The sequence below is a fragment of the Arhodomonas sp. SL1 genome (assembly GCF_052060015.1).
GTDB lineage: Bacteria > Pseudomonadota > Gammaproteobacteria > Nitrococcales > Nitrococcaceae > Arhodomonas.
This window is the reverse complement of sequence record NZ_JBPODZ010000001.1, coordinates 298,822-323,025: the sequence shown is the minus strand read 5'-3', so window position 1 is coordinate 323,025 and position 24,204 is coordinate 298,822. Positions and strand designations below refer to the sequence as shown.

At 67.4% G+C, this 24,204-nt stretch carries 26 protein-coding genes; 16 read left to right on the top strand and 10 right to left on the bottom strand.

Translation table 11 applies throughout. From position 1 onward, the window contains the following. Positions 1 to 9 precede the first annotated feature (9 nt). Genes bufB through ACQ754_RS01535 form a run of 3 tightly spaced genes read left to right on the top strand, consistent with a single transcriptional unit; the run spans position 10 to position 2,182 of the window. The gene (gene bufB, locus ACQ754_RS01545; protein ID WP_440995221.1) at positions 10 to 894 is read left to right on the top strand and encodes an MNIO family bufferin maturase; all 885 of its coding nucleotides are present in this window, start codon (positions 10 to 12) and stop codon (positions 892 to 894) included. After that, on the top strand, positions 891 to 1,679 hold the full coding sequence (locus ACQ754_RS01540; protein ID WP_440995220.1) for an HvfC/BufC N-terminal domain-containing protein: 789 nt from the start codon (positions 891 to 893) through the stop codon (positions 1,677 to 1,679). Before bufB ends, ACQ754_RS01540 begins: the two co-directional genes overlap by 4 nt. After that, positions 1,676 to 2,182, top strand: coding sequence for a DoxX family protein (locus tag ACQ754_RS01535; protein ID WP_440995219.1), 507 nt, complete (start codon positions 1,676 to 1,678; stop codon positions 2,180 to 2,182). Before ACQ754_RS01540 ends, ACQ754_RS01535 begins: the two co-directional genes overlap by 4 nt. On the opposite strand, the gene ACQ754_RS01530 is transcribed toward ACQ754_RS01535, so the two are convergent. From ACQ754_RS01530 to ACQ754_RS01520, 3 genes are read right to left on the bottom strand one after another with little or no spacing between them, the layout of a single operon-like run. Continuing rightward, positions 2,151 to 4,202, bottom strand: coding sequence for a TRAP transporter permease (locus tag ACQ754_RS01530; RefSeq protein WP_440995218.1), 2,052 nt, complete (start codon positions 4,200 to 4,202; stop codon positions 2,151 to 2,153). The genes ACQ754_RS01535 and ACQ754_RS01530 overlap by 32 nt on opposite strands. Continuing rightward, positions 4,199 to 4,696: a DUF1850 domain-containing protein gene (locus tag ACQ754_RS01525; RefSeq protein ID WP_440995217.1), complete on the bottom strand. Its 498-nt coding sequence runs from the start codon at positions 4,694 to 4,696 to the stop codon at positions 4,199 to 4,201. Before ACQ754_RS01525 ends, ACQ754_RS01530 begins: the two co-directional genes overlap by 4 nt. Positions 4,697 to 4,702: 6 nt before the next feature. Beyond that, positions 4,703 to 5,665, bottom strand: coding sequence for a TAXI family TRAP transporter solute-binding subunit (locus ACQ754_RS01520; RefSeq protein ID WP_440995216.1), 963 nt, complete (start codon positions 5,663 to 5,665; stop codon positions 4,703 to 4,705). A 112-nt stretch (positions 5,666 to 5,777) separates the two neighbouring features. On the opposite strand from ACQ754_RS01520, the gene ACQ754_RS01515 reads away from it, so the two are divergent. After that, positions 5,778 to 6,191 carry a hypothetical protein gene (locus tag ACQ754_RS01515; RefSeq protein WP_440995215.1) on the top strand — a complete coding sequence of 138 codons (414 nt, stop codon included), beginning with the start codon at positions 5,778 to 5,780 and terminating at the stop codon, positions 6,189 to 6,191. A 10-nt stretch (positions 6,192 to 6,201) separates the two neighbouring features. On the opposite strand, the gene ACQ754_RS01510 is transcribed toward ACQ754_RS01515, so the two are convergent. Beyond that, complete coding sequence (locus ACQ754_RS01510; RefSeq protein ID WP_440995214.1) at positions 6,202 to 6,459, bottom strand: DUF1244 domain-containing protein; 258 nt, start codon at positions 6,457 to 6,459, stop codon at positions 6,202 to 6,204. A gap of 88 nt (positions 6,460 to 6,547) precedes the next feature. On the opposite strand from ACQ754_RS01510, the gene ACQ754_RS01505 reads away from it, so the two are divergent. From ACQ754_RS01505 to ACQ754_RS01475, 7 genes are all read left to right on the top strand, one after another. After that, entirely contained in the window at positions 6,548 to 7,663 is a 1,116-nt protein-coding gene (locus tag ACQ754_RS01505) for a PilT/PilU family type 4a pilus ATPase (protein ID WP_440995213.1), read from the top strand. A gap of 55 nt (positions 7,664 to 7,718) precedes the next feature. After that, positions 7,719 to 9,293, top strand: a complete 1,575-nt coding sequence (gene gshA, locus ACQ754_RS01500; protein WP_440995212.1) for a glutamate--cysteine ligase — start codon at positions 7,719 to 7,721, stop codon at positions 9,291 to 9,293. Between the two features lie 246 nt (positions 9,294 to 9,539). Beyond that, positions 9,540 to 10,199, top strand: a complete 660-nt coding sequence (locus ACQ754_RS01495) for an ABC transporter permease (protein ID WP_440995211.1) — start codon at positions 9,540 to 9,542, stop codon at positions 10,197 to 10,199. A 21-nt stretch (positions 10,200 to 10,220) separates the two neighbouring features. Next, positions 10,221 to 11,345 carry an ABC transporter ATP-binding protein gene (locus tag ACQ754_RS01490; protein ID WP_440995210.1) on the top strand — a complete coding sequence of 375 codons (1,125 nt, stop codon included), beginning with the start codon at positions 10,221 to 10,223 and terminating at the stop codon, positions 11,343 to 11,345. A 4-nt stretch (positions 11,346 to 11,349) separates the two neighbouring features. After that, positions 11,350 to 12,087 carry an ABC transporter permease gene (locus ACQ754_RS01485; RefSeq protein WP_440995209.1) on the top strand — a complete coding sequence of 246 codons (738 nt, stop codon included), beginning with the start codon at positions 11,350 to 11,352 and terminating at the stop codon, positions 12,085 to 12,087. A gap of 34 nt (positions 12,088 to 12,121) precedes the next feature. After that, a complete protein-coding gene (locus tag ACQ754_RS01480) occupies positions 12,122 to 13,003 on the top strand; it encodes a glycine betaine ABC transporter substrate-binding protein (protein ID WP_440995208.1) in 882 nt (293 codons plus the stop codon). Between the two features lie 54 nt (positions 13,004 to 13,057). Then, entirely contained in the window at positions 13,058 to 13,903 is an 846-nt protein-coding gene (locus ACQ754_RS01475; RefSeq protein ID WP_440995207.1) for a nitrilase-related carbon-nitrogen hydrolase, read from the top strand. Between the two features lie 19 nt (positions 13,904 to 13,922). On the opposite strand, the gene ACQ754_RS01470 is transcribed toward ACQ754_RS01475, so the two are convergent. Continuing rightward, entirely contained in the window at positions 13,923 to 14,804 is an 882-nt protein-coding gene (locus ACQ754_RS01470) for a LysR substrate-binding domain-containing protein (RefSeq protein ID WP_440995206.1), read from the bottom strand. Between the two features lie 113 nt (positions 14,805 to 14,917). On the opposite strand from ACQ754_RS01470, the gene ACQ754_RS01465 reads away from it, so the two are divergent. From ACQ754_RS01465 to ACQ754_RS01455, 3 genes are read left to right on the top strand one after another with little or no spacing between them, the layout of a single operon-like run. Then, positions 14,918 to 15,802 (top strand): HalD/BesD family halogenase, encoded by an 885-nt coding sequence (locus ACQ754_RS01465; protein WP_440995205.1) that lies wholly within the window; start codon positions 14,918 to 14,920, stop codon positions 15,800 to 15,802. Between the two features lie 15 nt (positions 15,803 to 15,817). After that, positions 15,818 to 17,098, top strand: a complete 1,281-nt coding sequence (locus ACQ754_RS01460) for a M24 family metallopeptidase (protein ID WP_440995204.1) — start codon at positions 15,818 to 15,820, stop codon at positions 17,096 to 17,098. Positions 17,099 to 17,132: 34 nt separating this feature from the next. Continuing rightward, on the top strand, positions 17,133 to 18,143 hold the full coding sequence (locus tag ACQ754_RS01455; RefSeq protein ID WP_440995203.1) for a GlxA family transcriptional regulator: 1,011 nt from the start codon (positions 17,133 to 17,135) through the stop codon (positions 18,141 to 18,143). A 13-nt stretch (positions 18,144 to 18,156) separates the two neighbouring features. Here the strand turns inward: ACQ754_RS01455 and ACQ754_RS01450 are convergent, their stop codons facing one another. The 5 genes from ACQ754_RS01450 to ACQ754_RS01430 all read right to left on the bottom strand — a co-directional run bounded on the left by ACQ754_RS01450 (position 18,157) and on the right by ACQ754_RS01430 (position 22,360). After that, complete coding sequence (locus ACQ754_RS01450; RefSeq protein WP_440995202.1) at positions 18,157 to 18,591, bottom strand: DUF488 domain-containing protein; 435 nt, start codon at positions 18,589 to 18,591, stop codon at positions 18,157 to 18,159. A gap of 80 nt (positions 18,592 to 18,671) precedes the next feature. Next, the gene (locus ACQ754_RS01445; RefSeq protein ID WP_440995201.1) at positions 18,672 to 19,931 is read right to left on the bottom strand and encodes a TRAP transporter large permease; all 1,260 of its coding nucleotides are present in this window, start codon (positions 19,929 to 19,931) and stop codon (positions 18,672 to 18,674) included. Further along, on the bottom strand, positions 19,928 to 20,443 hold the full coding sequence (locus ACQ754_RS01440) for a TRAP transporter small permease (RefSeq protein ID WP_440995200.1): 516 nt from the start codon (positions 20,441 to 20,443) through the stop codon (positions 19,928 to 19,930). The genes ACQ754_RS01445 and ACQ754_RS01440 overlap by 4 nt, the downstream gene beginning before the upstream one ends. A gap of 56 nt (positions 20,444 to 20,499) precedes the next feature. Next, positions 20,500 to 21,504 carry a TRAP transporter substrate-binding protein gene (locus ACQ754_RS01435; RefSeq protein WP_440995199.1) on the bottom strand — a complete coding sequence of 335 codons (1,005 nt, stop codon included), beginning with the start codon at positions 21,502 to 21,504 and terminating at the stop codon, positions 20,500 to 20,502. Between the two features lie 196 nt (positions 21,505 to 21,700). Further along, positions 21,701 to 22,360: a peroxiredoxin gene (locus ACQ754_RS01430; RefSeq protein ID WP_440995198.1), complete on the bottom strand. Its 660-nt coding sequence runs from the start codon at positions 22,358 to 22,360 to the stop codon at positions 21,701 to 21,703. A 246-nt stretch (positions 22,361 to 22,606) separates the two neighbouring features. Between ACQ754_RS01430 and ACQ754_RS01425 the strand changes: the two genes are divergently transcribed. Together ACQ754_RS01425 and ACQ754_RS01420 are read left to right on the top strand one after the other, a co-directional pair. Next, positions 22,607 to 23,014, top strand: coding sequence for an RrF2 family transcriptional regulator (locus ACQ754_RS01425; protein WP_440995197.1), 408 nt, complete (start codon positions 22,607 to 22,609; stop codon positions 23,012 to 23,014). Beyond that, positions 23,011 to 24,129 (top strand): NnrS family protein, encoded by a 1,119-nt coding sequence (locus ACQ754_RS01420; protein ID WP_440995196.1) that lies wholly within the window; start codon positions 23,011 to 23,013, stop codon positions 24,127 to 24,129. Before ACQ754_RS01425 ends, ACQ754_RS01420 begins: the two co-directional genes overlap by 4 nt. Positions 24,130 to 24,204: the final 75 nt, after the last annotated feature.

Sequence of the window (24,204 nt, the reverse complement as noted above, 5' to 3'; positions counted from 1 at the left end):
GAGAAGGCCATGCATGCTGCCACCGGCCCATCCGCCGTAATGCCGCCCCCCCCGATGCCGGCACGCGCCGGCGTCGGGCTCAAGGCCGCGCATTACGCCACCGTCCTCAAGGAGCGCCCGGACATCGGCTTCTTCGAGGTCCATGCCGAGAACTACATGGGCGCGGGCGGACCGCCCCATGCCTGGCTGTCCGCCATCCGCGCGCATTACCCGCTGTCGGTACACGGTGTCGGCCTTTCCATCGGCTCCGAAGGCCCCCTGGACGAGGCCCACCTGGCACGGCTCGCCCGGGTGGTGGCGCGCTATGAGCCGGAGCTCGTCTCCGAGCACCTGGCCTGGTCCAGCCACGGCGGGCGTTACCTCAATGACTTGCTGCCGGTACCTTATACCCGGGCTACCCTGGCGCGGGTCGCGACCCACGTTGACCAGGTCCAGGAGCAGCTAGGCCGGCCCATACTCATCGAGAACCCGTCCACCTATGTGCGTTTCGACGACGACGAGATACCGGAGACCGCATTCCTCACGGAGCTTGCCCGACGCACCGGTTGCGGACTGCTGCTGGACGTGAACAACGTCCTGGTCTCCGCGACCAATCACGATTTCGACCCCTGGGAGTACCTGGCCCGCTTCCCCATGGCCGCCGTGGGCGAGATCCACCTGGCCGGTCACGCCCTGGACCACGACGACCACGGCGCCCCCCTGGCCATCGACACCCACGACCGACCGGTGCCGGAGGCGGTCTGGGCGCTGTACCGCTACGCCCTCTCCCGCCTGGGGCCGACGCCGACGCTGGTGGAATGGGACGGCGACATCCCCGCCTGGCCCGTGCTCGCCGAGCAGGCGCGGCATGCCGAGGCGGCCCTGGGGGCCCATCGCGCGGAGGCACGGGCATGAGCACGGGGCCCGTACGGGAAGGCGCCTTCGTCGGTGCCCTGCAAAGCCCCGGAACACCCCCGCCGTCCGGCGTGCGCGGTCCCGGTGGCGGCCCGGCGCATCGGCGCTTCGATGTCTATCGCAACAATGTATTCGTCAGCCTCGTGGAGGCGCTGGCAGAGGCCTACCCGGTGGTACGGCGCCTGGTGGGGGACGAGTTCTTTCGCGCCATGGCCCGGGCCTTCGTCGGCGATCACCTCCCCGACTCGCCGGTGCTGCTGGAGTATGGGGGCGCCTTTCCCGCCTTCATCGAGGGCTTCCCGCCGGCGGCGGGACTGCCCTACCTGAGCGATGTCGCGCGCCTGGAGCGCGCCCGCCAGGAGGCCTTTCACGCCGCCGATGCCGCACCGCTGGACCCGCGACGCCTCCAGGGGCTGGAACCCGGGACGGTGGAACGGCTAAGGCTGCGGATCCATCCCGCATGCCGACTCGTCACCAGTGACTGGCCGATCCTCGCGATCTGGGAGACAAACACCGAGGACGAGACGGTCCGGCCCGTGGACCTCCACGCCGGCGGCGTCACCGCGATGGTGACCCGCCCGCACCTGCACCTCGCCAATACCGCGCTGCCCGCGGGCGCTGCCCCCTTCGTGGACGCACTGGCCGCCGATCATTGCCTGCCCGTCGCCACGCGGGCGGTCACCGACGCGAACTTCGACTTCGCCACCACCCTGCAAGCGCTGCTTAGCGCGGGGGCGGTTACCGACTTTCGCATTGATCCGGAAACACAGGGAGACAACCCATGAGACAGGCCATACTCCGCATGACCGCCCCGGAAGGGCAGCTGGTCCGCCTCATCGCCATGGCGGTGGGCTGGCTCCGCGCGATCCCCGCGAGCCTGCCCCAGGTGCTGCTGCGAATTACCGTCGCCATCCCCTTCTGGCAATCGGGGCTGACCAAGTTCGACGGCTTCCTGCAGGTCTCGCCCGGGGCGGTGTGGCTGTTCAAGAACGAGTTCCAGCTGCACATCCTCGGTAGCACCTATGACTACCCCTTCCCCACTGCCGTCGCCTTCCTCTCCGGGCTGGGGGAGCTACTCCTGCCGGTGCTGCTGGTGCTCGGCCTGGGCACGCGCTTCGCCGCCCTGGGATTGCTGGGGATGACCCTGATCATCCAGCTCACCGTCCCCGATGGCTGGCAGACCTATCACCTGCCCTGGGCCGCGATGCTGCTGGCCATCCTGGTCCATGGCCCCGGCCGGTTGTCGGTGGACACCCTCATTGCCCGTCACTTCGAGCCCCGGCACTAGGGGAGGGATCGCTCCCCTCCTCGCGCCGACGCCGGGCCGCAAGGAAATGGCCCAGCAACACCAGCAAGAGCGTGGCGAGCCCCGCCGCCTCCACGCGCAGGTCGGGATAGAACACCGCCACCATGCCCATGGCCAGGAAGGCCCGCGCAGGCCAGCCCATGGGGGCGAACAGATAACCCTCCAATGCCGCAGCGAAGGCACCGAGGGCCACCACGGCGATCAGTGCGTTCCAGGCCACCACCGCCCAGGGGCCGCCGGTGATGATCTCGGGATTGAAGACCATGAACAGCGGGATGAGGTACAGCCCCTTCGCGAACTTCCAGGCCTGAATGGCCGCATCCATGGGACGACAGCCGGCAATGGCGGAACCCGCAAAGGCCGCCAGGGCGATGGGCGGGGTGACGTTGGAATCCTGGGAATACCAGAACACCACCAGGTGGGCGATCAGCAGTGGCACGCCGAACTCCTGGGTCAGGGCCGGGCCGACGAGCACCACCAGGACGATGTAGCTCGCGGTCACGGGCAGCCCCATGCCGAGCACCAGGCTGGCCAGTAGCACCAGCACCAGCGCGAGGACGATACTGCCGCCGGAGAAGGCCACCATCAGGGAAGAGAACTTCAGTCCCAGCCCGGTCAATCCCACCGCCGCGACGACGATGCCGGCCACGCCGCAAGCGATACTCACCGCCACCGCGTTGCGTGCCCCGACCTCCAGTGCCTGCACGAAGCGGATCACCGCCAGCCAGGCCGCCTGGCCGAGCAGGGCCGGGCGCCAGGCGCGGGGCTGCTCCGGGTCTTCGGCGAACAGCAGGGTGACCAGCCCCCGGAGTACCGCCATCACCACGATAGTGACGATGGCGTAGAAGCCAACCAGGGTGGGCGACATGGCGCGGACCAGCAGGTAGATCAACACGGCAAGGGGCACCAGGAAGTGCCATCCCTCGCGGAGGACCGAGCGCACCGGCGGTAGCTCGCTCGCCGGGATGCCGCGCATGCCCGCCTTGACGGCGATGAGATGAACGAACAGGTAGACGGTGGTGAAGTACATCAACGCGGGCAGGACACTGACCTTCACCACCTCCAGGTAGGGGAGGTTGGTGTACTCGGCGATCAGGAATGCCCCCGCGCCCATCAACGGCGGCATGATCTGGCCGCCGGTGCTCGCTGCCGCCTCCACCCCCGCGGCCTGGGTGGGACGATAACCCAGGCGCTTCATCAGCGGGATGGTGAAGGCGCCGGTGGTCACCACGTTGGCAATGGCGCTGCCGGAGATCGAGCCCATGGTGGCCGATGCGATGACCGACGCCTTGGCCGGGCCGCCCCGCTGCCGGCCGGTGGCGGCGTAGGCGAGATCAATGAAGAAGTGTCCCGCCCCCGTGACCTCGAGAAAGGCGCCGAAGAGCACGAAGATGAACACGTAGGTGGCCGCGACACCCAGGGGCAGACCGTAGATCCCCTCTTGGCCCAGATACAGCTGGCCGACCAGGCGATCGATGCTGTAGCCGCGATGCCCGAGCACCCCCGGCAGCCACTCCCCGAGCCAGGGTAGCTCCCCGCGCGGTCCCGCCAGGACGTAAGCGATGGCCACCCCCGCGATGACGGTCATACCCAACCCCACCGCCCGCCGCGACGCCTCGAGCAGGGTTAGCGTGGCGATGCAGCCGACAATGATATCGGTGCGGCTCCAGAAGCCAGCGCGGGCGAAAATGGCATCCAGGTTCCAGGACAGGTAAAACCCGGAGAGCATCGCGCCGCAGAGCAACGCGCCATCAACCGCCCATGCGAGCCAACCGCGGCGATGGCGGACACCGCGGCCGGGATAGATCAGGAAGGCGAGCATCATCACCAGCGCAAGGTGGATGCTGCGCTGATAGAACAGGCCCACCGGCTCTATGCCGGCGGTGTAGAGTTGGAACAGGGACAGGCTGACGCCGAGGATGGTAATCACCCAGGCCACCAGCCGCGGCTGCAGCGCCGGGTCCTGACCGGGCAGAGAGAACTCGCCGCGCAGTATGCTCACCGCGCCCCGTCCACCGATGCCTGCCCAGGGTGATGGAGACGGATGATCACCGCCTCGCCGGCCAACCGGTCACTCAAATGAAGCACCTGCGAGCGCAGTCGCAGGCGATGATCCACACGGCGACTCCCCACCCGCAAACGCAGACCCCCGTCGGAAACCGGCTCGTCGATCCCCTCGATCCAATAACCCCCCTCCCCATCCGAGCGGGCCCGGCCGCGGCCGGGAATGGTACCGAGGCCGGCGGCGTAGTCGGGCTGATGACTGCGCTCCAGCCACATCCGCTGGTCGCGGAGCACATAGCAATCCGCCACCGCAAACCCCTGCACGGAATGATTCCAGTGCAGGCACCAGCGCGCCCCCTCGCTGATCGCCATGCGCTCGACGATGCGTCCGTCGACGGTGGCGACCTCGAGCCAGCTCTCCGCATGGGCGCCCGCCGCGGTCAGAAACAGGACCGCGGCGAGCGTGCCTTCCCGGATCCTGCGGAGCGCCACGTCGGCTCAGGGGCGCAGCTCCGCGGGGACCTCGTGGCCAGCCTCCTGGTAATAGCGGACCGCTCCGGGGTGGAAGGGGATGGGCGTAGCACCGAGGCTGAATTCCACCGTGGTGTCGTTGGCCGCCGGGTGGATCTCGATCAGCGCATCGGTGTGCTCGAACAGCACCCGGGTGATCTCGTAGGCGAGATCTTCCGACATCTCCGCGTTCGCCGCGAGGACGTTGGGGACGCTCACCGTGTTCACGGGCTCGGTAATCCCCTCGTAGATCCCCTCCCGCAGGGTATAGGCGGCGAATACCGGCTGGGCCTCCAGGGCGTTGGCGATCTCCTGTTCTGAAAGCCCGAGCAAGCGGATATCCCGGGTGGTCGCCAGGTTGATGATGGAGCTCGTGGGCGGGCCCACGCTCCAGAACCCGGCATCGATGTCACCGTCGCGCAGGGCATCGGCGGTCTCGTTGAAGTTCAGTCGATGCACCTCGAACTCGTCGTAGCTGATGCCGTTGGCCTCGAGGACGGTGCGGGCGTTGACCTCGGTGCCACTGCCCGGGGCACCCACTGAAACCCGGGCGCCGCGTAGGTCATCCAGTGTCTCGATTCCGGAATCCGCGAGGGTGACGATCTGCACCGCGTTGGGATAAATGGAGGCGATCGCCCGTACCTTCGCTACCTGTCGCCCCTCGAAGGGGCCGGTGCCGGCGTGGGCGGCCTGCACGGTGTCCGCGAGGCCGATGGCGAGGTCCGAGTCCCGGCGGTGGATCAAGCCCATGTTCTCCACGGAGGCGCCGGTAACCTCCGCCACCGCCGAGTGTCCCTCGATGTGCTCACCGATCAGCTCGGCAAGCCCCCCGCCATAGGGGTAGTAGGTGCCGCCGGTACCGCCGGTGGCGATGGACAGCCGCTGCTGTGCCACGGCGCTGGATGCCAGCACCGCCAGTCCGAGCACCGCAATGAAACGCCAAACGCGCATTGCTCCTCCTCCGTCAGGCATGATTGTCATCGAATACCCGTACCGGTTGACCCGGTGCACGCCGCTGAGTATAGACGGCCACAACGCCGCATCAATTCAGGGGACAGTGGGCATGCACGGATGGGAAGGCAAAGCGTTCGGCGAGATCGAGGCGCTGACCCGGCGACGGGACCCGGAGCGGTTCCCGGTGATCCTGGTCACCGTCGGCGACGGCGACGAGTCCGTGACGCAGTTCTTCCGCAACGTGCCCGAGCTCCAGCAATACCTGATCCGTATGGAGCCCCAGCGCTGGGGCATCAGCGGCACCGAGCTCCTCGAGCGCAAGCCGGCGCTGGAGGCAGCCCTGACCCCGTTGGCCCTCGGCGGCCCCACCGATGCCATCCGCCAGGCCTACAACGACGTGGTGGCGCCGGTATTCCATATCCGCTGGTGGGGCCGTGTGGACGACCTGGCCGCCGCCGAGGGTCTTCCCGGGCCCGAGGCCCGGGAGGCCGTGCTCCAGCGGCTACGGCAACGGCGGCGCTAGGGTCGCCGCATCAGTCCTGCCGCGGCGTCTGGTAGCGCGCCTTCCACTCCTCATAGGGCATCCCGTAGATGGTCTCGCGGGCCTGCTCGTAGTCCATTTCCACACCACGCTCCTCGGCGGCGGCCAGGTACCACTTCGACAGGCAGTTGCGGCAGAAGCCGGCGAGATCCATGAGATCGATGTTCTGCACATCGGTGCGCTCGCGCAGGTGACCCACCAGGCGACGGAAGGCCGCCGCCTCCAACTCGGTTCGGGTATGCTCGTCCACGGTTCACCTCCCCTTCTCGAATCTGCTTCACCGCCATTGTAGGGGACCGGCGGCGACTACTGTGACGGCTCACACAGGAGACGCTATCATGGCGCGCCGGACCGTAGGGGAAGACCACATGGACCTGCAGCGCTACCTCAAGCTCATGCCCAAGCACGGGGCCTCGGACCTATTCTTCAGCGCCGGCGCCCCCGTGGGGATCCGCATCCACGGCCAAGTACGCGCCATCGAGCCGGACCGGCGCCTGGATGCGGAGACGGTGGAGGGGCTCGCCCTGTCCATACTCGACGAGGCCCAGCGCGCGGAACTGGAGCGGGAGTTGGAGCTCAATCTCGCGATCTCCCCCCACGGCATCGGCCGGTTCCGGGTGAATGTATTCCGCCAGCGCGGGTCGCTGTCCATGGTGGTCCGCCACATCAGCCACGAGATCCCGAGCCTGGAGGCCCTTAACCTGCCCACACGGCTGCGCGATCTGGTCATGGAGCCGCGCGGGCTGGTGCTCATGGTGGGTTCCACCGGATCGGGCAAGTCCACGACCCTGGCCTCGCTGATCGACTACCGAAACAATCACCATTCGGGGCATATCCTTACGGTGGAGAACCCCATCGAGTACCTCCACCAGCACAAGCGCTGCATCGTCGATCAGCGCGAGATCGGCCTGGACACGCACTCCTACGAAAAGGCGCTGACCAACGCCATGCGCGGCTCGCCGGACGTCATCCTGATCGGCGAGGTGCGCGAGCGCGAAACCATGGCGCAGGCGCTCGCCTACGCCGAGACCGGCCACCTGTGCCTGTCGACGCTGCACGCCAACAACGCCAACCAGACCCTGCAGCGGATCCTGAACTTCTTCCCGGAGAACGCCCACCGGCAGCTGCGCATGGACCTCTCCCAGCACCTGCGGGCCATCGTCAGCCAACGGCTGGTGCCAGCAAAGGACGGAGGACGGGTACCGGCGGTTGAGATCCTGACCAATACCCCCTATGTATCCGATCTGCTGGAGCGCGGCGAGGTCGACGGACTGAAGGATGCGATGAAGCAGGGCCGGGAATGGGGCATGCAGACCTTCGACGACTCCCTGTTCGAGCTGTACCAGGCCGGCAAGATCACCGCGGAACAGGCCCTCGAGCATGCCGACTCCCGTAACGATCTCGGCCTGCGCATGCGCTTCGGCGGCGGCACCGGCGCCCCGAGCTCCGCCTGAGGCACCGCAGCGCGCCAACCTTACCAACACCGAAGACCGGGGGAATCGATCCGAGATGAACGACAGCGTCGACAGCCGGGTCCGGAGTCTGTGCGATGCGCAGGCACAGGATCTTCTCCGCGACAGCCGCAAGGGTCTCGAGAAGGAAAGCCTGCGGGTCAGCCGCGACGGCACAATCGCCCAGAGCCCGCACCCGAAGGCCCTGGGCTCGGCGCTGTGCCATCCCTCGATCACCACCGACTACTCCGAGGCGCTGCTGGAGTTCATTACGCCCCCGTACCACTACACCGGGGATGCGGTCTCCTTCCTCACCGATCTCCACCGGTTCACCTACCACAACATCGGTGATGAGCTCCTCTGGGCCACCAGCATGCCCTGCATCGTCGGCGGTGACGCGAGCATCCCCATCGCGGAATACGGCAGCTCCAACGTCGGGCGGATGAAGCACGTCTACCGCCGCGGTCTGGACTGGCGGTATGGGCGCGCCATGCAGGCGATCGCCGGCATCCACTTCAACTACTCGTTCAGCGATGAATTCATGGCGGCGCTGCAGCGGATCGAGGGCGACACCCGCTCGCAGAAGGCGTTCCGCTCGGATGCCTACTTCGGGCTGATCCGCAATTTCCAGCGCTACGGCTGGCTGGTGCCGTATCTCTTCGGCGCCTCCCCGGCGATCTGCCGGTCCTTCACCCACGGTGAGAACCTCTGTTTCCGGGAGTGGGGGCCGCACACCTTCTACGAGCCTTGGGGCACGTCACTGCGGATGAGCGACATCGGCTACAAGAACAACGCCCAGGCAGCGCTCGCGGTCTCCTACAACGATCTGGACAGCTACGTGGACAGCCTCACCGCGGCCATTTCCACGGAAGACCCCGAGTATGCGCGGATCGGCACCCGGGTCGACGGCGAGTGGCGGCAGCTCAACACCAACGTCCTGCAGATCGAGAACGAGTACTACAGCTTCGTCCGCCCCAAGGCCATCGCCGCCTCGGGGGAGCGGCCCACCACGGCATTGCGACGTGCCGGCGTGGAGTATGTCGAGATTCGGGCCCTGGACCTGGACCCCTTCGAGCCGGTGGGCGTGGACGTGACGCAGCTCCAGTTCCTGGAGATCCTGCTGCTGTTCTGCCTGCTTGCGGACAGCCCGCCCATTGATGCCCACGAACAGGGTCACATCAATCACAACCAAGGGCTGGTCGCGCGCCAGGGACGCGATCCCGGCCTGGAGCTCCAGCGCTGTGACGGGAGCGCCGTCACCCTGCCCCAGTGGGCCGGCGAGCTCTTCGATGCCATGGCCGGGCCGGCGGCACTGCTCGATGCCCATACCGACGACGCGCCGTACACCGCGGCATTGCGGGCGTTCCGGGCACGGGTCGAGCACCCGGAGCTCACCCCGTCCGCCCGGGTCCTCGCGGAGATGCGGGAGCATGACGAGGCCTTCGTGGAGTTCGCCATGCGAATCTCCCGGACCCATGAGACCACCTTCAAGGGCGTTCCCCTGGAGCCCGCGCTACGCGAGCGACTCGAGGCGGCAGCGCGGGAGTCGCTGGCCGAGCAGGCCGCCCTCGAGGCCGCCGATGACATGCCCTTCGAGGAGTATGTGGCGCGCTACTTCGGCAACGCCTGCTGAGCACTGTATTTGATCCGGATCATTGCCGGGAGCGGAAAAATCCGGTCCACAGAGCGGATTTGTCGCTCCTGTGTCCGGATATGGCGCTCGTGTCACGTTACCACCCCACCCACGCCGATAACCTGAAGCAACACTGTTGGCGCGCCGGGACAAGCGCGCCCGGGTAACGATCCTGTGCCCGAGTAGATCCTGTGCCGCTACGCCAGCCCGAGGGCTGCACCGCGGACCGCAACGGAGGGGGTTGCCTTGGAGATTCTCGCGTACCTCGCGGACAACCTGGACGTGCTCACCAACCGCACCCTTGAGCACGTGATCCTGGTCGGATTCGCCGTGGGGCTGGCGGTGGTTACCGGCGTACCCATCGGCATCGCCATCACCCAGAACCAACGGGTGGCGGACATGGTGCTGTACGTGGCCTCCATGATTATCACCATCCCGTCCATCGCACTGTTCGGGGTGATGATCCCGATCCTATCGCTGATCGGCCAGGGTATCGGCTACCTACCCGCCATCGTGGCGGTACTGCTCTACTCCCAGCTGCCGATCATCCGCAACACCTACACCGCCATCAACGACGTGGACCCGGCCCTGCGCGAGGCCGCCCGGGGGGTAGGGATGAGCGCGGTGCAGCGGCTGCGCATGGTGGAAATTCCGCTCGCCGTCCCCGTGATCATGGCCGGCGTACGCACCGCCGTGGTGATGAATATCGGCGTCATGGCCATCGCCACCTATATCGGTGCGGGCGGTCTCGGCACCTTCATCAGTCGGGGCATCAGTCAATCGGACCCACGCCAGCTCGTCATCGGCGCCGTCGCTGTGAGCCTGCTCGCCATCGCCGCGGATTTCGGGCTGCTTGGCCTGCAGCGGCGGCTCACGCCACGTGGGCTGCAGCGCACCGGGGGCTAATACAACCACAAGGGGAGCGGAATGATCCGAATCGAGAACCTCACCAAGGTCTTCGAGACACCGGAAGGGCCGGTAACCGCCGCCGATCACATCACCATGGAGGTCCCCGACGGCGAGATCTGCATCCTGCTCGGGCCCTCGGGCTGTGGCAAGACCACCACGCTGAAGATGATCAATCGGATCATCGAGCCCACCTCCGGGCGCGTGGAGATCAACGGCGAGGACACCTCCGGGCTGAACACCGTGGACCTGCGCCGGGGCATCGGGTACGTAATCCAGCAGATCGGTCTGTTCCCCAATATGACCATCGAGGAGAACATCTCGGTGGTACCCCGGCTGCTGGGCTGGGATCGCAAGCGCATCCGCGAGCGCGTGCGCGAGCTGCTGGACATGGTGGCCCTGGATCCCACCGCTTTCATGGACCGCTACCCGGGCGAGCTCTCCGGCGGCCAGCAACAACGCGTCGGCGTGATCCGTGCCCTGGCCGCAGACCCGCCGGTGCTGCTGATGGACGAGCCCTTCGGCGCCATCGACCCGATCAACCGCGCGGTGATCCAGGATGAGTTCCTGCGCATGCAGTCGGAGCTGAAGAAGACCATCCTCTTCGTCAGCCACGACATCGACGAGGCCATCAAGATGGGCGACCGCATCGCCATCTTCCAGGAGGGCCGATTGGTGCAGTACGAGCGGCCGGACGACCTGCTGGCCCACCCGAAGAACGACTTCGTGGAGAGCTTCTTCGGCGAGGACCGGGCGTTGAAACGGATGCAGCTGGTACGGGTGCGCGATGTCATGGAGGAGGACGTCCCCGTGGTCCGCCACGACGACGACCTCCGCCATGCCCTCGAGCTGATGGAGGAGCGCGGTTACCACTACGCCATCACCCTGGTCAACGATCACCAACGGCCCGTAGGGATGGTGCTGCGCTCGACCACCGAGACCCGACGGGGCCGCTGTGGTGAGCACTACTACGGCATCGACGCGGTGGCGCATGTGGACGATGACCTGCGCAAGGTGGCCTCGCTGATGTTCTCCCACGACACCACCTGGCTCGCCTGCGTGGACGACGACGGGCGGCTGGTGGGCACGCTGACCCAGCGCGGCATCACCCGCTACCTCGGCGCCACCTACCGGCCCCAGGAGTAAAGCCATGCCGTTCCAGTCACCGCAGCGATTGTTCTACGGCGCGGCGCTGGTGGCGATGTTCGCCCTCGGTATCTGGACCCAGGGCACCGGCTTCGTCGACGACTTCCTGTTCTACTGGCCGGACATCACCTATCTGCTGCGCCAGCACATCATGCTGATGCTCATCTCCGGCGGCCTCGCCATCGCCTTCGCCGTGCCCGCGGGCGTCGTGCTCACCCGGCCGCGCTTCGCCCGGCTCGCGGAGTCGGCCATGCAGGTGCTCAACGTGGGACAGACCATCCCCACCCTGGCGGTGTTGGCCCTATCCATGACCCTGCTCGGCATCGGCACGGTGCCGGCGATCTTCGCCTTGTTCGTCTACACCATCCTGCCCATCGCCCGGAACACCTATGCGGGCATCAAGTCCGTACCCGATCACATGAAGGAGGCGGCCGCGGGCATGGGCATGAGTCCGATGCAGATGCTCTTCCGGGTGGAGTTGCCCAACGCCCTGTTCGTCATCTTCGCCGGCATCCGCACGGCCCTGGCGGTCAACGTGGGCACCGTGCCGCTGGCCTTTCTCATCGGCGGGGGCGGGCTCGGCGAGCTCATCTTCACCGGCATCGCCATGGACGACACGGTAATGATGCTCGCCGGCGCCATCCCCACCGCGTTGCTCGCGGTAGTGGTGGACATGGTAGTGGCCACCCTCGCCTTTTTGCTCGTCCCCAAGGGGGTCAATCCACTACGCAATCCCGCCTGATAACACGACACAGACGCAACCAGGAGGAATCGACATGATCCGCAAGCTCTTCCCTACCGCCCTCGCCGCCGGCCTGCTGGCCTTCGGTGCCACCGCCTCGGCGGAGATCGTCGTCGGCGGCAAGAACTTCACCGAGCAACTGCTGCTCGCATCCATGACCACGAAGTACCTGGATGCCCACGGCTACGACGTCGACAAGCGCGACGGCATGGGCTCGGTGGTGCTGCGCAAGGCCCAGGTCAACGGCCAGGTGGACCTGTACTGGGAGTACACCGGCACCTCGCTGATCACCTACAACGATGTCGAGGAGCGGCTGGGCCCGGAGGAGACCTACCAGCGGGTCAAGGAGCTGGACGCCGAAAAGGGCCTGGTCTGGTTGGAGCCTTCCGAGGCCAATAACACCTATGCCCTGGCCATGCAGGAGGAAGACGCAGCGGAGCGGGGTATCGAGAGCCTCTCCGATCTCGCCGACGCCATCAACGGCGGCGAGGCGCTTACCGTCGCGGTCAACGCCGAATTCTATGCCCGCCCGGATGGGTTCAAGCCGATGATGCAGGAGTATGGCTTCCGCCTGCCCCGCGGCGATATCAAGCGCATGGACTCCGGGCTGACCTACTCCGCGCTCAAGGAGGGTCAGGTGGACGTGGCCCTGGTCTTTGCCACCGACGGGCGCATCCCCGCCTTCAACTTCCGCGTACTGGACGACGACCGCAACTACTTCCCCTCCTACGCCCTCACCCCGGTCGTGCGCCAGGACACCCTGGACGCCAACCCGGAGCTCGCCGAGCAGATGAACGCCCTGTCGGCGCTGCTCGACGACGACACCATGGCCGCGCTGAACGCCCGCGTGGACGTGGACAAGGAGAGCATCGAGCGAGTGGCTGAGGACTTCCTCAAGGAGCACGACCTGATCTGAGGCCCGTGGCGGCGGCCTGTCGGCCGCCGCCGGCAACCGACCCATGGGGGACCCATGAGCACACCGGCCCGTATCCGCGTCGGGGCCGTTCAATGCAACTGTACCCTGGCCGCCGTCGAAACCAATCTGCAACGCCACGCCGAGTGGATCGCCACGGCACGCAACGCCGGTGTGGAGCTGCTGGTATTCCCCGAGCTCTCCCTGACCGGCTACGCCCTCGGGCGCAACGCCCTGGCGGTGGCCATGCGGCGGGACGATGCGCGGCTCGGCCGCCTTGCCGAGGCGAGCGGTGCCATGACGACCATCGTCGGCTTCGTCGAGGAGGCCGCCCCCGGGGAGCTGTTCAACGCCGCCGCCGTACTCCGTGACGGCCGGGTGATCGCCGTCCACCGCAAGGTCAACCCGCCCACCTACGGCGGGCTCGGCGAGGGCAAGATCTTCGGCCGGGGGACGGCGACCACGGAGGCGGAGTGCGCCCCCGGCTGGCCGGTCGCCTGCCTGATCTGCGCCGATCTCTGGAACCCGGGCCTGGTCCACGCGAGCATGCTCCACCGGCCCACGGTGCTCGCGGCGCCGGCCAACTCGGCGACGGGGATCGTCAGCGAGGAGTTCTCCAACGAGCGCAACTGGCTGACCAACATCGGTTTCTACGCGATGACCTACGGCACGCCCGTGATCTTCGCCAATCGCTACGGGCCGGAGGGGGAAGCGTTCTTCTGGGGCGGCAGCCGGATCCTCGGGCCGAGGGGCGAGACCCTTGCGGTCGCCGGCGACGACGAGCGGCTCGTCACCGCCACCCTGGAGCGGGAGGCGATCGCTGCGGCCCGCTTCGATCTGCCCACGCACCGGGACGCGGACACCCCGCTGGTGCGCCGGCTGCTGGAACCGTGGGAACGCTGAGCGCCGGCCCCCGCCGGGCTCACTGCCACACCGCATCGTCCACCCGACGCACCCCCTCGGTGTCGCCGATAGCCCGGAGTAACTGCTCGGAGAACGCGTCCGCCTCGGCAGAGACGATACCGGGGGCACGATGAAGCTCAATGGCGACCCACGGCAGTTCCGGAAGCCCGTCGGCGGTCCCCAAGACCCGGCAGCCCTCGGGCACCGAGCGCGGCGTCTTCACGGTCACCGCCAGCCCCGCCTGCACCGCGAGGTTGATCCCGGTGGCGCTCTGGCTGATATAGACGACGCGCCACTCCCGACCCGCCTGGCCGAGCGCGGATACGGCCTGCGCGCGGTACAGGCAACCCTCGGGATTGAGCGCCAGCGGGAGCGCCCCCCTGGGGGGCAACGGGAGATCCTCCGCCGCCACCCACACCAGCGGTTCCCTCGCGACCACCTCGCCGGTGGCCGTGCGCCGGTGACGGATGGTCAGTGCCAGGTCGAGGAGCCCCTGGCCCAGGGCATCCACCAGCCGGGTGCTGAGGTCGCAGGTGATCTCCAGATGCACCCCGGGGTGGCTACGCTGGAAGGGCCCGAGGACTTCGGGGAGATAGGCCAGGGCCTGCTCATCGGTGATGCCGAAACGCAGGGCGTTGCCGGTGCCCGCCTCGCCCACCGCGGCCAGCGCCTCCTCCTGCAAGCGCAACAACCGCCGGGCATAGGGGAGCAGGGCCTCGCCGGCGGCGGTCAGCGCCACCGAGCGGCTGGTGCGCGCGAACAGCGCCTCGCCGGTGCGCTCCTCCAGCCGTCGCACCTGCAGGCTCACTGCCGACTGGGTGCGGTTCAGCCCCTTGGCCGCCGCGCTGAAACCGCCGCTGTCGGCCACCGCCACGAACGCCCGGAACAGATCCGTATCCATGCCACCTCAATCAATTAAAGTTCTTCAACGAATCTATTTCACTTAATCGTTTTTGTTATTGATCAATGCATCCTAGCATGAAGACCAGTTCCGGCAACCGAGGAGAATCCAGCATGAGTGCCGTGATCGCAGACAACACCGAAGAACACCCCCTGGCGGGCGTGGTGGACCTGGAGCGCTATCCCATCCACCAGCGGGGCGGCGACGCCCGCGAGGATTTGCTGCGCCGCTGTCGCGCCCAGCTCGACGACGACGGTTGCGTCGTGCTCAAGGGCTTCATCCGCCCGGAGGCGCTGGCCGCGATCCGCGAGGAGACCCGGGAGCTCGCACCGCGAGCCCACTACAACGAGACCCACACCAACCCGTACAACTCCGACGGCGACCCGTCGCTTGCGGACAACCACCCCAAGAACGTCTTCGGCGACCGCACCAACGGCTTCGTGGCCGGCGATCTCATCGCCCAGGACACCGCGGTGCGCCGGATCTACCACAACCCGGACTTCCAGCGCTTCATCGCGGCGGCCATGGAGGAGCCGGAGCTCCACGAGTACGCGGACCCGCTGGCGGGGCTGGTGATCAATGTCCTGCGCGACGGCTGCCAGCACCCCTGGCACTACGACACCAACGAGTTCATCGTCACCATGATGACCCAGAAGCCCGAGCGTGGCGGCGACTTCGAGTACTGCCCGCAGATCCGCAACCCTGAGGACGAGAACTTCCAGGGCGTCCAGCGGGTGCTCGAGGGCGACCGCGAACCGGTCAAGACCCTGTCCCTGGAGCCCGGCGATCTGCAGATCTTCTACGGCCGCTACTCCCTGCACCGGGTCGCCCGGGTCCACGGCGAGACCGAGCGGCATACGGTGATCTTCGGCTACGCCCGCGAGCCCGGCTTCATCGGCCGTGCCGAGCGCGCCCAGCGGATCTTCGGGCGCATGGCCCCGGTCCACGAGCGTCAGCTCGAGGAGGGCCTGGAGCGCAGCGACAACCTCGCGGACTGAAAGCAGGAGACCAGCGTGGACGACTTTACTCACCCGCACGTCGAGCTGCCCGACACCGGCCGGCCGGTCACTCCGTCCGCCCCGGTGGGCAACTATGACAGCGTGCCCATGAGCTTCGACCCCAAGGCGCTACGCGCCGGCCGGCTGCGCCGCCTGCGCGCGATGATGGCCGAGCAGGGCTACGCCGCCGTGGTCCTGTTCGACCCCTACAACCAGCGCTACGCCACCGGCTCGCGCAACATGTTCGGCTATTTCCTGCGTAACTCCACGCGCTATATCTACGTCCCGCAGGAAGGGCCGGTGATCCTGTTCGAGTATCCGGGCAGCGCCCACGTCTCCACCTGGCTGGAGACCATCGACGAGTCGCGCACCTCCAAGGTCGTGTGGTCAGCGGTGAACCAGCGCGATAATCTCAGCGCCGACCCGTTCGCCCGGGAGATCGCGGACCTGGTGCGCGCCCACGGCCGCGGCAACGTCAAGGTGGGCCTCGACCGCTGCTCCCACCTGCTCGCGCTCAACCTCGAGGCCCAGGGCCTGGAGGTTGCGGACTGCATGCAGGACACCCTGCACTGCCGGCGGCTGAAGACCCCCGAGGAGATCGCTTGCCTGGCCCAGTCCATGGCCGCGAGCGAGGCCGCGGTGGCGGCGGTGGAGCGCAGTATCCGCCCCGGCGCCACCGAAACGGACCTGTTCGCCACCATGTACGGCGAGGTGATCCGCGGCGGTGGGGAGTTCATCGAGACCCGGCTGCTGTCTTCGGGGCCGCGGACCAACCCCTGGTTCAACGAGGCCAGCGACCGGGTCATCCGCCCGGGGGAGCTGGTGGCCCTGGACACCGACACCATCGGCTGCAACGGCTACTACTCCGACTTCTCCCGCACCTTCCACGTGGGCCCCGGCCGCCCCAGCGGCTATCAGCAAAGCCTCTACCAGATGGCCTGGGAACAGGTGCACCACAACATCGACATCCTCCGCCCCGGGATGAGCTACCGCGACATCGCCGAGCGCGCCTGGCGCATCCCGGAACGCTTCCTCGACCGACGCTACCCATCGATCATCCACGGCGTCGGCATGCACGGCGAAACGCCGCTGGTCGCCCACTCCGTGGACTTCGAGCGCTTCACCGGCGATGGCGTGCTCGAGCCCGGCATGGTGGTGAGCGTGGAGAGCTACATCGGCGAGGTGGACGGCCCCGAGGGGGTGAAGCTCGAGGAGGAAGTACTAATCACCGACGACGGCGTCGAGATGATCTCGAAGTACCCCTTCGACGAGGCCCTGCTCGGCCGCCACGTCTGAACCGGGGCCGCGGTGCTGGCACAATAGCGGGGCCATGACCGAGCGCATCGACCATGAGCCCGAGCCGGCGGGGAACGAAACGGCGGACCGGCCGCAGCAGCTGGGCTTCGTCCTGCTGCCGCAGTTCTCCATGATCTCACTGGCGGCGGCCATCGACCCGCTGCGCATGGCCAACCGCCTCGCCGGCCGGCGCCTCTACGAATGGCCACTGTACTGCCTCGGCGACGAGGCCGTGACCGCGAGCAATGAAATGGTCTTCCGCCCCACCCGCAGCTTCGGTGACGGCGAGGGGCTATCGGCGCTGTTCGTGGTCGCCGGCTACGATGCCGCGTTGCTCGACTGCGCCACCCTCACCCAGTGGCTGCGCCAACTCGCCCGTACCGGTGTCATTCTCGGGGCCACCTCCACCGGCAGCCTGCTGCTCGCGCGGGCCGGGCTGCTGCAGGACCGCCGCTGTACCATCCATTGGGAGAACGCCGACAGCCTGCGCGAGGAATTCCCGAGGGTGCAGGTGACCAATGAGCTCTACGAGGCCGATCACAACCTGTTGACCTGTTCGGGGGGTGTCGCCGGGCTGGACATGATGCTCGACCTTATCGCCCGGGATCACGGTGAGGCACTGGCCAATGCCGTCGCCGAGCAGGCTATCCACCCGAGCATACGCCCCGCCCACGCCGCCCAGCGGATGTCCCTGGAGCGCAAGCACCGCATCCGCCACCCGAGGCTGCTGCAGGCCGTGGAGGTGATGCGCCAACACCTCGACGAACCGCTGACGACCGCGGAGATAGCCGGGCGGGCCGGGATCTCGGTGCGCCAACTCGAGCGGCTGTTCCGGAGCCATTTCGCGACCACGCCGAGGCGCTTCCACCTAGAGCTGCGCCTGGACCGCGCCCACGACCTGCTGCGCCAGTCCACCCTCAGCATCCTGGAGGTGGCCTCCGCCTGCGGGTTCGCCTCCTCCTCCCATCTGGCACGCCGCTATCGGAGGCGTTTCGGCTGCTCCCCCACCGAGACCCGCGCGGAATCCGGTGGCGACGATCCATAATCAGCAACCGCCATTAGCCGGGTTCTTCACCACCCTCGTGGCGGGCGTAACACACGGGAGAGGCGGGCTCCCCCGCCCCATACCAGGCCTCTAGCTCCTCGGCCAGCACCTCCCGCAGCACCACTGCCTGGTTGTGCTCGCGGTCGCGGGCGTCGAAGAGCAGGGTCACCGGCCCGGCCGCGCAACGCTCTACCAGCCGGCGAAGGGGCTGCGGCACCTCGGCAAGCTCGTGGCGGTACCGCTCGCGGAAGCCCTCCCAGCGCTCCGGCTCATGGGCGAACCACTGCCGGAGCTCCCGCGAGGGAGCGAGTTCCTTCGCCCATTCATCCACGGCCGCCTGCGCCTTGGCCACGCCCCGGGGCCACACCCGATCCACCAGGACCCGGTAGCCATCACCGGCCTCCGCCGGGTCACGGATCCGCTTGAGCCGTATATCGGCACGATACATGAGCACGCCCCCGCGCCCGGCCTACGGGATTTGCAGTATCCCGAATCTACGTTATGCGGGGGCGCCCCGCCAATACCCGGTCATCCGGACAGGCCCAGGAACACAGGGGCGTAGACCACGATCAGCAGCACCACCAACAGCACCGCCAGATAGGGCAGCACCGCCCGGGAAATGCGCTCGAGGGGCTGATCGGTAATCGAGGATGCGACGTACAGGTTGATCGCCACCGGGGGCGTGACCATGCCGATGCCGAGGCCCATGACCATGATCACCCCGAAGTGGATCAGGTCGATGTCCATGGCCCGTACCAGGGGCAGCAGCACTGGGGTGAGGATGATCAGGGCGCTGGCGGTCTCCACGAACACGCCGGTGAGCAGGATCACCGCGGTGATCAGCAGCAATATCACCAGGGGTTCGCCGGACAGGGAGAGCACCGACTCGGCCACCGCCGTGGGGATGTTCCAGTTCGCCAGGGTCCACGAGAGGACGGCAGAGGTGGCGATGACGAACATGATCACCCCGGTGGTGAGCACCGAGCGGATCATCAGGGCATAGATCTCGCGCAGCGAGAGGTCGCGGTAAACGAACAGCGAGACCAGCAGGGCGTAGTTCACGGCCACCACCGCCGCCTCGCTGGGCGTGAACACCCCCGAGAAGATACCCCCGAGGATGATCACCGGCGTGAGCAGCCCCCAAAAGGCGTCCCGGAGGGTGCGCAAGATATGCCCCAGGGACAGGGCGCTGCCCCGCGGGTAGTTGCGGTCATGGGCCTGTACCAGGGCGATGGCCATCAACCCCAGGCCCATGATGATCCCGGGGATGAAGCCGTTGAGGAACAGCCGTGCCACCGACTGATCCGCGAGCACCGCGTAGATAATCATTGGCACCGACGGCGGGATCACCACACCGATGGTGCCGCTGGCGGCGATCAAGCTGGCGGCGGGGGCCTCGTCGTAGCCCTTGCGCTTGAGCTCCGGGATCAGGGTGGAGCCCACCGCCGCGGTGGTGGCGGCCCCGGAGCCGGAGATCGCGGCGAAGAACATCCCCGCGAGCACCGAGACGATGGACAACCCGCCCTTGAGGAAGCCGAACAGGGCATCGGCAAAGTCCACCAGCTTCTTACTAACCTGACCCGAGGCCATGAGATCGCCGGCGAGGATGAAGAAGGGCACCGCGATGAGTGCGAACGAGTCGGTGCCCGCGAACATCCGCTGCACCACCACCATCAGCGGCACCCCGTCCGCACTCAGCGCGGCGACGGCGGCCAGACCGATGGCCACCGCCACCGGTACCCCAAGCAGCAACAGCGCGAAGAAGGCGACGAACAGCAGGCCGCTCATCCGTTGCCGGTCTCCGGGGTCGCACTCCCCGCCGGGCGTTCCCTGCCGAGCAACGATTCCAGCAGGTCCGCGAGGGCATACAGGGCCATCACCGCGGCGGAGCCGGGGATCACCGCATAGACCCAGGGCATGGGCACACGCAGGGAGGCAGAGACCTGGAAGCCCTGCAGGGCCATATACCGCCAGCCCGCCACGATCACCACGGCGAAGAACACCAGCGAGGCGCCGTGGGCCAGCACCCGTGCCACCCGACGCAGGGGGCCGGGCAGCGCGTCCACGACCACCGTCACCGCGATATGTCGGCCCCGCTGATAGGCCAGGGTCGCCCCAAGGAAGGTGGTCCAGACCAGCAGATACCGGGCGAGCTCCTCGGACCAGCTGATCGCGTCAAACGCGACCCGGAAGACAATCTGCAACGTCGTTACCACGATCATACCGGCCAGGGCCACGAAGGCCACGGGCCGGATCACCGCGTCCAAGCCGCGCTCGATGGCCTGCAGGATGGTCAACATCGGCCTGCCCCGCGCGCCGGGCCCGGGCGGCCCGGCGCGGTTACTGGATGAGCGTGCTACTGCAGCTGCTCGCGGATACGCTCCAGGTAGGCCCCGAAGCGCTCACCATAGTCCTCGTAGACCGGCTGCACCGCCTCTTGGAACGCGGCCACGTCCGGCTCCATCACCAGCTCCATGCCAGCATCCCGCAGCGCCTGCAGCTGTTCTTCCTCCATCTCCGCGTTGACCCGACGCTCGTGCTCCGCGGCCTCCTGGGCGGAACGCTCGAGAATGTCCTGGGCCTCTGCGGGGAGGCCGTTCCACACGCTCGCGCTCATCACGAACAGCGCCGGCGCATAGGTGTGGCGGGTCATGGACATGTGCTGCTGTGCTTCGTAGAGCTTGAACGAATGGATGACGTTGACCGGGTTCTCCTGGCCGTCGATGGTGCCCTGCTGCATGGCCGTCAGGGCCTCGGTCCAGGCCATGGGGACGGCGTTGGCGCCCAGGGCCCGGAAGGTGTCGATGTAGACCGGATTCTCCATGACCCGGATCTTCAGCCCCTCCACGTCCTCCGGTGCATGGACCGGGCGCACGTCGTTGGTGAGATTGCGGAAGCCCCGCTCCGCATAGGCCAGGCCCTTGAGGTTGACCGTCTCGAGCTCGTCGAGCAGGTCCTGACCCACCGGCCCGTCCAGCACCTTATAGGCCGCCTCGCGGGAGGGGAAGAGGAACGGCAGCTCGAAGACCGCGATCTCCTCGACGAAGTTGGCGACCGGGCCATTGGTGATCACCCCCATGTCCACGGTGCCGATCTGCATCCCCTCGAGCAGGGTGCGCTCGTCGCCGAGCTGGGCATTGGGATAGATCTCGATGTCGATGGCGCCATCACTGCGCTCCGCGACCAGCTCGGCGAAGCGCTCGGCGGCGATATGGAAACCGTCCTGCTCATTGACGACGTGGGCGAGCCTGAGGCTCACCGGATCCATGTCGGCAACCCCCTCCTGCGCGGACAGCGGGGCCGCCACCATGCTGCCGGCCAATGCGGCGGCGACGGAAATCTGCTTGAACGTTGGGATCATGCCTGCCTCCGGGAATCTTGTTGGTCTGACCTTTTTTCAGCGCCGATAACACTAGGCCAGCGGCCCCCGGGGGTCAAACGATGTCGGCAGGCGGCGGGGAGGAAAGACGGCCGGCCCCGAGGGGGCCGGCAACTGTCGCTGATACGACCCCGGGACAGGCGCCCCGGGGCGGGGGACGGAACAGGAAGGTTGGAAGTCAGAGGGACTTCTTGGAGAAGTACCAGTCGGTGACCTCGTAGTCCTTGTTCTGCAGCCGCTCCTCGGCATCCTTCACCGTGGCCGGCGGCGGCACGATGACCTTATCGCCGGGCTGCCAGCCCTCGGGGGTGGCCACGCCGTACTGCTCGGAGGTCTGCAGGGACTGCAGCAGGCGCAGGAACTCCGGAATGGAGCGACCATTGGTCATCGGGTAGTACACCATCGCCTTGAGGATGCCCTCGGGATCGATGATGAACGTCGCCCGCACCGCCGAGGTATCGGAGGCCCCCTCGTGGATCATGCCGTAGGCCTTGGCCACCTCCATCTTGAGATCGGCGATGATGGGGAAGCGGATATCGACGCCGAAGTTCTCCTTGATGGAACGGATCCACGCGATGTGGGAGTGGGTGCTGTCGATGGACAGGCCGAGGAGCTGCGCGTTCAGCTTCTCGAAGTCATCCTGGGCCTTGGCGAAGGCCATGAACTCGGTGGTGCATACCGGCGTGAAGTCCGCCGGATGGGAGAACAGCACCAACCACTTGCCGCGGAAGTCCGACAGCGAGAGCTCACCGGCGGTGGTGGGGGCCCGGAAGTCCGGTGCCGGCTCGTTGATCCGGGGGATGCCCGGGGTCTGGCTCTGGGTCATCTCTTGCTCCATGGTAAAGCCTCCTCTCTGGATCGGCTGGTTGATAACTTTCCGTTGTATGCTTATAACCTAATTGCGATTACCCCGGTATTCCAATTGAATGTCTACACCCTAACGATAGGCGGGACCTATGTGCGGTCCCCGCCGCGGTTTAGCACACGAGTATAGTCTCGCCATACCCGCGCTGCAGGCCGCCCACCATGGCATTATGTAGTATGCTACGTACCGATTACGGGCAATCCCGGAACGGCGCCGAGCATGCACCTTACCCGTTATACGGACCACGCCCTACGGGTCCTGATCTATCTGGCCCTGACCCGGGACCGGCGCGTGACCATCGACGCGATCGCCGGCCATTACGGCATCTCCCGAAACCATGTGGCGAAGGTGGTCCGCGAGCTCGGCCAGCTCGGCTATATACGCACCATTCCGGGCAAAAACGGCGGCGTCCACCTCGCGCTCCCGCCCGAGGCGATCAACGTGGGTACGCTGATCCGACAGACCGAGAAGAACCGCGAGCTCGTGGAGTGCTTCGGCGATAGCAACCGCTGTCGCATCACCCCGGCCTGCGTGCTCGCCAACGGCCTCTCCCGGGCCCTCGATAGCTTCCTCGATGTGCTCGACCGGCACAGCCTCGCCGACGTGTTGCCCGCGCAATCGCCATGAGTGTGACGGCACACGCTGGCCGGCAGCGTTCGGCCCAGGGTCTGTTCTTCCCGCTGGCCGCCGCCTATGCGGCGGTGGTCAACCCCCTTTCCGTGTACGCGCTGACCCGAGGTACCCCCCTGTTTCCGGGGCTGACGGGACCCTCCGGCCACGCCCACGAGATGCTCTTCGGTTTAGCACTCGCGGTGGTAGCGGGCTTCACCATCAACCGCGCCCCCGCCCGTACCCTGGCTCTGCTGGTGGGGCTCTGGGCCGGCGCACGGCTCGCCTTCCTGCTGGCCCCGGGGGGATGGATCGCGATCACGGCCAATGCCGGCTTCGCGGCCCTGCTGGCCGGGCAGGCCGCGCCACAGTTCCTGCGTGGGGCAAAGAAGTGGCGCAACCGCGCCATCGCGCCGATCCTGCTGATGGCAACCGCCACCGCTCTCGCCTTCCAGTTGGGCGACCTCGTGACCTGGCCGACACTGCGTCGGCTGGCGTTGCTCGAGGCCGTGCTGATTCTGGCGGCATTGATGCTGTTCATGGGCGGCCGGCTCATCGCGCCGGCGGCGGCCGGTCACCTGCGGGGCAAGGGGATCACCCTGGAGGCACGGGTCCAGCCACGGTTGGAGGGGGCCTTGCTGCTTTGCGCGGGTGTGGCAGTGGTGTCCTTCCCCCTGCCGGGGGGCGAACCGGTGGCCGGCCTTGCCGCGAGCGGCGCCGCTGCCATCGCTGCCCTGCGCCTGGCCCGCTGGCAACTGTGGCGCTGCATGGGGCGCCATGATCTCCTACTGCTGGGCGTCGGCTACGCCTGGCTGGTGGCGGGGCTGGCGCTGCTCGGCGGCACCTGGCTCACCGGCCATCCTCCACCCACCACCGCGCTCCACGGCATCACCGTGGGCGCCCTCGGGACCCTCACCATCACTGTGATGGCGCGTACCCGCCGGGTCACTGGCAAGCTCCCGGCCCACCACTTGCCGGATATCATCGCGGCGGTGGCGGCGGTGAGCGCCGCGGCGTTGCTGCGCATCACCACCCCGGATTGGTGGCTCGTGGCCTCGCTGCTGTGGTCGCTGGCCTACGCGCTGTTGTTGGTGCACCTGCTGAGACTCCGGCGGTCACGCCGGCCCCGCTAGTCCGACACCGCTCCCTCCAGCTCCCCCTCGAGCTCGTCGAGCCAGCGAAGGTTGGCCTCCGCGCTGTGAATGCCG

Coding starts and splice junctions, on each gene's coding strand:
- ACQ754_RS01475 (WP_440995207.1), top strand. CDS start 13,058: ATGAGCACACCGGCCCGTATCCGCGTCGGGGCCGTTCAATGCAACTGT.
- ACQ754_RS01435 (WP_440995199.1), bottom strand. CDS start 21,504: ATGATCCCAACGTTCAAGCAGATTTCCGTCGCCGCCGCATTGGCCGGC.
- ACQ754_RS01420 (WP_440995196.1), top strand. CDS start 23,011: ATGAGTGTGACGGCACACGCTGGCCGGCAGCGTTCGGCCCAGGGTCTG.
- ACQ754_RS01520 (WP_440995216.1), bottom strand. CDS start 5,665: ATGCGCGTTTGGCGTTTCATTGCGGTGCTCGGACTGGCGGTGCTGGCA.
- ACQ754_RS01505 (WP_440995213.1), top strand. CDS start 6,548: ATGGCGCGCCGGACCGTAGGGGAAGACCACATGGACCTGCAGCGCTAC.
- ACQ754_RS01540 (WP_440995220.1), top strand. CDS start 891: ATGAGCACGGGGCCCGTACGGGAAGGCGCCTTCGTCGGTGCCCTGCAA.
- ACQ754_RS01450 (WP_440995202.1), bottom strand. CDS start 18,591: ATGTATCGTGCCGATATACGGCTCAAGCGGATCCGTGACCCGGCGGAG.
- ACQ754_RS01490 (WP_440995210.1), top strand. CDS start 10,221: ATGATCCGAATCGAGAACCTCACCAAGGTCTTCGAGACACCGGAAGGG.
- ACQ754_RS01535 (WP_440995219.1), top strand. CDS start 1,676: ATGAGACAGGCCATACTCCGCATGACCGCCCCGGAAGGGCAGCTGGTC.
- ACQ754_RS01515 (WP_440995215.1), top strand. CDS start 5,778: ATGCACGGATGGGAAGGCAAAGCGTTCGGCGAGATCGAGGCGCTGACC.
- ACQ754_RS01425 (WP_440995197.1), top strand. CDS start 22,607: ATGCACCTTACCCGTTATACGGACCACGCCCTACGGGTCCTGATCTAT.
- ACQ754_RS01455 (WP_440995203.1), top strand. CDS start 17,133: ATGACCGAGCGCATCGACCATGAGCCCGAGCCGGCGGGGAACGAAACG.
- ACQ754_RS01430 (WP_440995198.1), bottom strand. CDS start 22,360: ATGGAGCAAGAGATGACCCAGAGCCAGACCCCGGGCATCCCCCGGATC.
- ACQ754_RS01470 (WP_440995206.1), bottom strand. CDS start 14,804: ATGGATACGGATCTGTTCCGGGCGTTCGTGGCGGTGGCCGACAGCGGC.
- gshA (WP_440995212.1), top strand. CDS start 7,719: ATGAACGACAGCGTCGACAGCCGGGTCCGGAGTCTGTGCGATGCGCAG.
- ACQ754_RS01445 (WP_440995201.1), bottom strand. CDS start 19,931: ATGAGCGGCCTGCTGTTCGTCGCCTTCTTCGCGCTGTTGCTGCTTGGG.
- ACQ754_RS01480 (WP_440995208.1), top strand. CDS start 12,122: ATGATCCGCAAGCTCTTCCCTACCGCCCTCGCCGCCGGCCTGCTGGCC.
- bufB (WP_440995221.1), top strand. CDS start 10: ATGCATGCTGCCACCGGCCCATCCGCCGTAATGCCGCCCCCCCCGATG.
- ACQ754_RS01465 (WP_440995205.1), top strand. CDS start 14,918: ATGAGTGCCGTGATCGCAGACAACACCGAAGAACACCCCCTGGCGGGC.
- ACQ754_RS01485 (WP_440995209.1), top strand. CDS start 11,350: ATGCCGTTCCAGTCACCGCAGCGATTGTTCTACGGCGCGGCGCTGGTG.
- ACQ754_RS01440 (WP_440995200.1), bottom strand. CDS start 20,443: ATGTTGACCATCCTGCAGGCCATCGAGCGCGGCTTGGACGCGGTGATC.